Annotated in this window: 8 protein-coding genes; 7 read left to right on the top strand and 1 reads right to left on the bottom strand. The window is 65.9% G+C overall.

Annotation, left to right across the window (positions count from 1 at the left end):
• Positions 1 to 729: 729 nt before the first annotated feature.
• Entirely contained in the window at positions 730 to 1,170 is a 441-nt protein-coding gene (locus tag L5014_RS38095; protein WP_238469022.1) for a hypothetical protein, read from the bottom strand.
• A 424-nt stretch (positions 1,171 to 1,594) separates the two neighbouring features.
• Between L5014_RS38095 and L5014_RS38090 the strand changes: the two genes are divergently transcribed.
• From L5014_RS38090 to L5014_RS38060, 7 genes are all read left to right on the top strand, one after another.
• Positions 1,595 to 2,542 (top strand): DMT family transporter, encoded by a 948-nt coding sequence (locus L5014_RS38090; RefSeq protein ID WP_238469021.1) that lies wholly within the window; start codon positions 1,595 to 1,597, stop codon positions 2,540 to 2,542.
• Between the two features lie 103 nt (positions 2,543 to 2,645).
• Complete coding sequence (locus tag L5014_RS38085) at positions 2,646 to 3,605, top strand: 4-hydroxyproline epimerase (protein WP_338019399.1); 960 nt, start codon at positions 2,646 to 2,648, stop codon at positions 3,603 to 3,605.
• Between the two features lie 8 nt (positions 3,606 to 3,613).
• The gene (locus L5014_RS38080) at positions 3,614 to 4,828 is read left to right on the top strand and encodes an NAD(P)/FAD-dependent oxidoreductase (RefSeq protein ID WP_238469023.1); all 1,215 of its coding nucleotides are present in this window, start codon (positions 3,614 to 3,616) and stop codon (positions 4,826 to 4,828) included.
• The gene (locus tag L5014_RS38075; RefSeq protein WP_238469019.1) at positions 4,821 to 5,087 is read left to right on the top strand and encodes a (2Fe-2S)-binding protein; all 267 of its coding nucleotides are present in this window, start codon (positions 4,821 to 4,823) and stop codon (positions 5,085 to 5,087) included. Before L5014_RS38080 ends, L5014_RS38075 begins: the two co-directional genes overlap by 8 nt.
• Entirely contained in the window at positions 5,084 to 6,358 is a 1,275-nt protein-coding gene (locus L5014_RS38070) for an FAD-dependent oxidoreductase (RefSeq protein WP_238469018.1), read from the top strand. Before L5014_RS38075 ends, L5014_RS38070 begins: the two co-directional genes overlap by 4 nt.
• 91 nt (positions 6,359 to 6,449) lie before the next feature.
• Positions 6,450 to 7,235 carry an AraC family transcriptional regulator gene (locus L5014_RS38065; RefSeq protein WP_238469017.1) on the top strand — a complete coding sequence of 262 codons (786 nt, stop codon included), beginning with the start codon at positions 6,450 to 6,452 and terminating at the stop codon, positions 7,233 to 7,235.
• A 462-nt stretch (positions 7,236 to 7,697) separates the two neighbouring features.
• Positions 7,698 to 8,125 (top strand): contractile injection system protein, VgrG/Pvc8 family (locus tag L5014_RS38060; protein ID WP_238469016.1); only part of this gene is annotated, 428 nt, incomplete at its 3' end.

The following is an 8,125-nucleotide window of genomic DNA, read 5'->3' as shown; positions in this document are numbered from 1 at the left end:
AGCCGGTCTGGCGGCTGATGTTAAAGCGCCGGCACAACTCGCTGAACGGCAGGTCCTGTGCCGCGGCCAAGCTGACAAATTCCTGTCTGAGGCTCATGGTGTCTTTTACGTTCCAGGGCATGGTTGGATCCGGGCGTTGGACTGCCCGAAAGTGTCAACCATGTCCTCGTACACCTGTCAGCTATGTCTCCAGTCTGTACACAGCGGCAAAGAAAAGTAGGCAAAAGAAAGCCGCTCAAACCGCTAGTGTGACGCCGTCCACCACTTGCCCGTGATCGGAGCGGTTCCGGAGCGTCTGTCGCCACGCGCCGTACAACGGAGTGACCAAGGGCTCATTCCTCCGGCGGCGCTGCGCGCGCCGTGGGGCATAATCAAAAACCAGAGGAATGCATACGAATCGATGCAGTGCATGCGCATTCGAGTACCCAGGCAGCACGCCTGGTTTCCCCTGCATACCCGACCGCTGCGCGCGTAGCGAGCAGCGGGATGTGCGGGCCCTTTGTCACTATGTTTGAAGGTGCGGGGTGACGGATGCCCCGGAACCACTTCGATATAAGGCAAGTGGTCCACTGCGTCACACTGGCGGTGTGAGCCGCTTTCTTTTGCCTACTTTTCTTTGCGGCTGCAAAGAAAAGTAGGTGCCGCCCCGCACAGGGGCAACGCTTGCAGACCGACACGAAAACAAGGAAACGCGAAAAAGAAACGCGAAAAAGCAAAAAAGCAAACGCCTCAAAAACCCCTCCGAACCGTAACCGTAGCCCCCGTGCTATGCGAATGCAAAATAGCGAGCCGCGCGGTAGCAGAAAACACCCAATCATCGACACTCAACGACAGCCGCCGCTGCGGTTGCGCACCAATTATCAACGTGGCATTCGGAAACTCGCGCAGCGCAAGCGTCGGCGCCGTCGAAGCGCCCATCTGGCTCCAGGTGGATGTTTGCCGACGCTGCACCGTTCCGGACGCGGGACCGGCATCCCCGCCACCGAACCGAAAATCGCCAAACCGAAAATCATGAGCGAGCTGCACGCTATAGAAGTCCGGCAGTTGCACATCGAAGGGCGTGCGCTGCCCGGCCTGATACTGAAATTCGTAGCGATGCAGATAGCTTTGCGGCCCCGGAATGGGCGGGACGACCTCCACGGGCAGCGGCGCGATACTGGCGATCGTCATGGCCTCGGGCGCACTCGCGAGGGGGCCGTCCGCGAGCGCATAACCGCTCAGCAGAAAACAGACCACGCCGACAATCCTTTCGTTCAGGCACGTCATGAACATGCCTCCATTGCGGGCCGCGCAGGCAAGGAATGGAAACGTCGCGCCACCGAATGTTGCGTCCGAACCGACCGCCTTCGCCGGGTGGCTTGCACTCAAACATTCTAGTCAGTCAATCGCGGCTTGCGATTCCAATGTCTGCGCCCGTGTATGCGCAAGCGCACGGATGGCGGGAAGGCCAATTGCGCACCATGCGCACCAACCTCGCGGCACGCGGTTGCACCGCTGGCGGTCTGCCGCTATCGGTTGTCAGTTTTGAGCTATATGACTTGATCCTGACGCGTGAATACTACGCCGGTCAAGAATGAAACTCGGCGGGCCGGGAATGAGAAAGCATGTGGATGGCGCGGCAATGGTCATCATGGTGACGCTGTGCCTGATCTGGGGTTTTCAGCAGGTGACCATCAAGGCGGTGGCCGGCGATATCGCGACCATGATGCAGGTGGGTGTGCGCTCGGGCGGCGCGGCGGTGCTCGTCTGGCTGTTCAACCGCTTCGTGACGCGCGAGCGCTGGCTGCCCGGTATCGCGCTGCGCTCCGGGCTCGTGGTGGGCGTGCTGTTCGCGCTCGAATTCCTGTTTGTCGCCGAAGCGCTGCGCTGGACCCATGCCTCTCATGTGGCCGTGCTGCTCTACACCGCGCCCATGTTCGCGGCCATCGGCCTGCATCTGAAACTGCCCGACGAGCGTCTCGCCCGACTCCAGTGGGGCGGCATCGGCCTCGCGTTCACGGGCATCGCCGTCGCGTTTCTGGGGCCGGCGCTCGTGGGCGGGGGCCGAGTGGCGGGCGGCAACTGGATGTTCGGCGACTTCATGGCCCTGTGCGGCGGCGTGGCATGGGGCATGACCACGGTGATCGTGCGCACCACCCGCCTGAGCGAGGCGCCCCCCACGCAGACGCTTTTCTATCAGCTCGCGTGCGCCTTCCTCCTGCTCTTGCCGTTGGCTTTCGCCACGGGCCAGACCACGTTTCGCGGCACGCCGCTTGCTCTCGCGAGCCTGGCGTTCCAGACCGTCGTGGTGGCCTTCGTGAGCTATCTGGTCTGGTTCTGGCTGCTGCGCCGCTATTTTGCCGCGCGCCTTGGCGTGCTCTCGTTCATGACGCCGCTGTTTGGCGTGGCGATGGGCGTGCTGCTGCTGCGCGAGCATGTCGATGCGGCGTTTCTCGCGGGTTCGGCGCTCGTGCTTGCGGGTCTTGTGATCGTGAACAGCCAGGCGTGGCTGCGCCAGGTGTTCGTGCGTGGCGCCCGCGCCGAGGGCGGCGCAGGGGTTTGAGCCGTTCGAGCGCTTTGAGCGGCGCCGCCTGGCGCGCGCTATGCCGAAATCGTCATCGCCGTTGCATCGTTCGAACAAGACGGCCAGACGGGCGAGACCTACGATTGTCGGCATGAAAACCCTCACCGTAATCGACTCCCATACCGGCGGCGAACCCACGCGGCTCGTGACCGAAGGCGGCCCCGAACTGGGCCGCGGCCCGCTCGCCGAGCGGCTCGATATCTTCCGCCGCGACTTCGACCGCGTGCGCGCCGGCATCGTCAACGAGCCGCGCGGCTCGGACGTGATGGTCGGCGCACTGCTTTGCGAACCGCACGACCCCGCTTGCTCGGCGGGCGTGATCTTCTTCAACAACGTGGGCTTTCTCGGCATGTGCGGGCACGGCACGATCGGTCTGGTCGTTTCGCTCGCGCATCTGGGGCGCATCGCGCCGGGCGTGCACCGCATCGAAACGCCGGTGGGCGTGGTCGAGGCCGAATTGCACGCCGACCGCAGCGTGACGGTGCGCAATGTGCCCGCGTACCGCTACCGCCAGGGCGTGCCGCTCGACGTGCCCTGCCTCGGCCGCATTCACGGCGACATCGCCTGGGGCGGCAACTGGTTCTTCCTCGTCTCCGACCACGGCCAGCAACTCGAATTCGCCAATGTGGAGTCGCTCACGGAAACCTCGTGGGCCATCCGCCAGGCGCTCGAAGCCAACGGCATCACGGGCGAAGGCGGCGCGCAGATCGACCATATCGAGCTATTTGCCCATTCCGATAAGCCCGGCATCGACAGCCGCAACTTCGTGCTGTGCCCCGGCAAGGCTTACGACCGCTCGCCATGCGGCACGGGCACGAGCGCGAAGATCGCGTGTCTCGCCGCCGATGGCCTGCTCGCGCCGGGCGCGACGTGGCGCCAGGAGAGCATCGTGGGCAGCGTGTTCGAGGCGCAATACGAAAACGGTGCGGATCTCGCGCCCGGCTACGTGCGTCCGAGCATTCGCGGCACGGCGCACGTGAGCGCGGAAGCCAAACTGATCTTCGGCGACGACGATCCTTTTGCCTGGGGCATTCGCGCGTGACGCAGTCGATGGGTTCCTGTCCCGATGTGATCGTGGTGGGCGCGGGCATCGTGGGCGCGGCGTGCGCATACGAGCTTGCGCAGCAGGGCGCCGACGTGCTCGTGCTCGATTGCGCGGGCGTCGGCAGCGGCGTGAGCGCGGCGGGCATGGGGCACCTCGTGGTGATGGACGATTCGCCCGCGGAGTTCGCACTTTCGGCGTGGTCGCGCGAGCTATGGCTCGATCTCGCGCCGCGCCTCACCGCGCGCGAGGCGTTCGTGCGTTGCGGCACGCTGTGGGTGGCCGCCGACGACGAGGAATACGCACTCGCGCAATCACGCCAGCAGGCGCTTGCGAGCCAGGGCGTGGCGTGCTCGATGCTCGACGCGCAACAGGTGCGCGAGGCGGAGCCCGCATTGCGCAAGGACTTGCGCGGCGGCATGGTCATTCCCGACGACGCCGTGGTCTACGCGCCGGCTGTCGCCGAGTGGCTGCTCGCGCAGCCGGTGAAAGGGCGCATCGCGTGCCGGCTGCAGACGCGTGTTGCGCGCCTCGCCCGCGCGGGCGTGGTGCTGGCCGATGGCGAGACGCTTGCGGCGGGCGCCGTGCTGCTCGCCAACGGTTTGCAGACCGTCGAACTGCTGCCCGGCTTGCCGATGCAGGCGAAGAAGGGGCATCTGCTTATCACCGACCGCTACCCGGGCACGGTGCGCCACCAGATTCTCGAACTGGGCTATATCAAGAGCGCGCACAACGCGACCGGCACCTCGGTGGCGTTCAATGTGCAGCCGCGCCCCACGGGGCAATTGCTGATCGGCTCGTCGCGCCAGTTCGACAGCCTCGACCCCGCCGTGGAGCCGGCGATTCTCGCGCGCATGCTGCGCCGCGCCGCCGAGTATCTGCCTGAGCTGCCGTCGCTCAACGCGATTCGCGCGTGGACGGGCTTTCGGCCCGCGACCCATGATGGCCTGCCGCTCATCGGCCCCGCTGCGCAGTTTGCTGAAGTGTTTGCCGAAGCGCTTACCGAATCGTTTTCCAAACAGTTTGCCGGCGACGCGTGCCATCGCTCGACCTGGCTCGCCACGGGACACGAAGGGCTGGGCGTGACCACGGCGCTGGCCACGGGCAAGCTGATCGCCGCGCAGATGCTCGGCACGCCGGATGGGCTGAAGATCGACGCCAGCCCGTATTTGCCGGCGCGATTTGCGACACATGCAGCGACGACGGGAGCCTCACATGCCTGAGACGATCACCCTCAACGTGGATGGTCGCAGCGTCAGCGTCGCGCGGGGCAGCTCGGTCGTGGCAGCCGTTGCGCTTGCAACGGGTTCGGCTGGCGTGGTCACGCGCCGCTCCGTGAGTGGCGCTTTGCGCGGGCCGCTGTGCGGCATGGGCGTGTGCCAGGAGTGCCGCGTGACGATCGACGGCGTGCGGCATCGGCTGGCGTGCCAGACTCTCTGCGCGGACGGCATGGAAGTGGTCACGGGGAGCCTCGCCGCATGAAGTTCGATATCCTGATTATTGGCGCGGGCCCCGCGGGACTGAACGCGGCGCGCGTGGCGGCGCAAGCGGGTGCGCAGGTCGGCATCGTCGACGACAACGCCTTGCCGGGTGGCCAGATCTGGCGTCAGGGCCCGCAGCATCCGCCGACGGGCCGCGCGCGCGAGGCCATCGAAGCGCTCGCGATGCCCCACATCTCGCGCATGAGCGGCACGCGCGTCGTGCAGGCCACCGGCGCGCGGCAATTGCTGCTTGAAGACGCGGCGTGCGGCTACACGGTCGACTACGGCAAGCTCATCATTGCGACCGGCGCGCGCGAACGCTTCCTGCCGTATCCGGGCTGGACGCTGCCCGGTGTAACGGGCGCGGGCGGTTTGCAGGCGCTCGTGAAGGGCGGCATGCCGGTGCGCGGCGAACGTATCGTGATCGCGGGGACGGGGCCGCTCCTGTGGGCCGCCGCCGTCACGGCGCGCGAGCATGGCGCACAGGTGGCGGCGATCGTCGAGCAGGCGCCGCCGCATGCGGTGCGCCAGTTCGCGGCCGCGCTCGTGGCGACGCCCGCGAAGCTCATGCAGGCGGCGCGCATGCGCTTCGATCTGCGCGCCACGCCGTACCTGTGCGGCGCGCATGTGGTGGCGGCGGGCGGCGAGACGCAACTCACCCACGTGCGTATTCGCAGGGGCGTCGGGGACCTGAGCATCGATTGCGAGCGCCTTGCCTGTGCTTATGGACTGGTGCCGAATACGCTCGTGGGCGCGGCGCTCGGGTGCGGGATCGACGAAGCGCAGGGCGTGGCCGCGATTGCCGTCGACGACTTGCAGGCGACCTCGTTGCCTGACGTCTACGCGGCGGGCGAATGCACGGGTGTGGGCGGCATGGAACTGGCGGCCGTGGAAGGCCGCATCGCGGCGCACGCGGCCTTGGGCGATGAGGCGCAGGCGCGCGGGCTGTTCGCGCAACGCGCGCGCTACCGGCGTTTTGCTGGGCGCATGCACGAAGCGTTCGCGCTCGATCCGCAATTGCGCACACTTGCCGAGCCCGATACGGTGCTGTGCCGTTGCGAGGACGTGCGCTTCGGCGACGCCGCACAGTACGGCTCATGGCGCGACGCGAAGTTGCAGACGCGCTGCGGCATGGGGCCGTGCCAGGGCAAGATCTGCGGCGAAGCGGCGGCATTCTGCTTCGGCTGGCCGCGTAGTGGAGCGGGCGGCCAGCGCCCGCCGTTCTCGCCCGCGCGCATCGGCACATTGCTCGAAGTGCAGGACGAGGCATAAGCGGCGCCCGGCGTGGATTCGCCCGGCGTGGATTCGCAAGCTCGCATGGCAAGGGCATAATCGAGCGAATCCCGACTCGACACGCTTCGCAATGCCCGCTCTGGTCCTGCCCGCCGCCCACGAAAACACGACGCTGCCGCAGATGGTGGCGCATTTCTCGCTGCTCGAGCCGCTTTTCGACGCCATGCCCGACGTGGTCTTCTTCGTGAAGGACCACGAGGCGCGCTATGTGATCGCCAATCTCACGCTTGCCGCGCGCTGCGGCTTCAAGGACAAGCGCGCACTGCTCGGCAAGACCGCGGAAGAGGTGTTCCCGAGGCGCTTCGGCCGCATCTACACGGAGCAGGACGAAGCCGTCGTGCGCCTGAACAGCCGGCTCATCGACCAGCTCGAATTGCATCTTTATCCGGGGCGCCAGCCGGGCTGGTGCCTCACCTCGAAGGTGCCGCTGCACGACGCGCAAGGGCGCGTGCTGGGCGTGGCCGGCATCTCGCGCGATTTGCAGGCGGCCGAGGGCACGCACCCCGCGTATCAGCGCCTCGCCATCGCCGCGAAATACATCCAGGACAACTATGCGCAGCCGCTCAAGCTCTCGCATCTGGCGACGCTGATCGACATGTCGGTGGCGCAGATCGAGCGCTACTTCCACAAGATCTTCCATCTCACGCCGCGCCAGATGCTGCTGAAGACGCGGCTCGACGCCGCCTCCGAACTGCTTGCCAGCGACCTCAGCATCACCGACGTCGCCACGCGCTGCGGCTATAACGACCACAGCGCGTTTACGCGGCAATTCAAGGCCACGGTGGGGCTCACGCCAAGCCAATACCGCGCGTTGCTGCATCCGCAACCCGGCGACGCCGATTCCACCGGCGCGTAGGGGCACGGGTCGCGCACGGAGGCCGCTCGCGGGCCTTGCGCATGGCGTTCAAGCAAGTTTCGCGCGCGAATCCAGGGTGTGATTCCTTGACTCACGACGGCACTGGCGGCGGCACGTCGCCGTAGCATCGTACGCAGTCCTGGTGCTGCCTCGGCCTTCCCTTTGTAGCCCCCTGTCGTCGGCCCTTTGCGACCGCCTTTTTGTCGAAAGTCAAAGCGGCGCGGATATCCGCGTGCTTTCTGCGCGCCGGATCAACCGTCAAACCGGTTTTAAGAATTTTCGTGTATCAGGCGAAAATTTTCCTTCCCAAGATAGATATGCGGGCGGTGCCGGCTGCCGCCCGTGCATCGCAGATGCCTGTCGAAGTTTATCCAGCTTGCCCCCGCGTTTCGGGTCCGTCCTGTTTCGACAGCGGAAAAGGCATGAGGTATCGGCAAGATAAATTTGTTCTGGGGAGAGGGAATGGCGGAATCCGGCCGTGTTGTTAGATTAGTGACGGGGCGGCAGTCGGCGCATCTGAAGATCATCCTCAAGCCCCGCAAGTACGAGCGTGATGATCGCAAGGAGCGGCGCGCGCCCGAACTGTCGGTGGGCGAATGGGAAGTGCGCGAAGAGGTCTGCCAGCCATACAGGATCAGGGCAGTCGTCACGTCCGCGCAGCCGGTTCCGCGCCGGGATATCCTGGGCCAGTTCGCGAAGTTCAGGTTCCAGGTGGACGAGGAAGCGGTCGTTCGCAAGTTCGAGGGGTTTGTTTCCCGCTTCGATTCGGTGTCGAAGTCCCGTGATGGCTGCATCTACCGCGTCGAAATCCGCCAGCACCTAGCAAAGCTCGATGGTCCCAGCAACTGTGCGACCTACCAGAACAAAACGTCAGCCGACATCATCGAGGA

It is taken from the genome of Paraburkholderia tagetis, assembly GCF_022213065.1.
GTDB classification, from domain to species: domain Bacteria; phylum Pseudomonadota; class Gammaproteobacteria; order Burkholderiales; family Burkholderiaceae; genus Paraburkholderia; species Paraburkholderia tagetis.
The sequence above is the reverse complement of the archived record's forward strand: the minus strand, read 5'-3'. Positions and strand labels throughout refer to the sequence as shown.

Bases quoted from the DNA above. Each gene is read 5' to 3' on its own strand.
- L5014_RS38070 (WP_238469018.1), top strand. From the start codon at position 5,084: ATGAAGTTCGATATCCTGATTATTGGCGCGGGCCCCGCGGGACTGAAC.
- L5014_RS38075 (WP_238469019.1), top strand. From the start codon at position 4,821: ATGCCTGAGACGATCACCCTCAACGTGGATGGTCGCAGCGTCAGCGTC.
- L5014_RS38080 (WP_238469023.1), top strand. From the start codon at position 3,614: ATGGGTTCCTGTCCCGATGTGATCGTGGTGGGCGCGGGCATCGTGGGC.
- L5014_RS38095 (WP_238469022.1), bottom strand. From the start codon at position 1,170: ATGACGATCGCCAGTATCGCGCCGCTGCCCGTGGAGGTCGTCCCGCCC.
- L5014_RS38090 (WP_238469021.1), top strand. From the start codon at position 1,595: ATGAGAAAGCATGTGGATGGCGCGGCAATGGTCATCATGGTGACGCTG.
- L5014_RS38065 (WP_238469017.1), top strand. From the start codon at position 6,450: ATGCCCGCTCTGGTCCTGCCCGCCGCCCACGAAAACACGACGCTGCCG.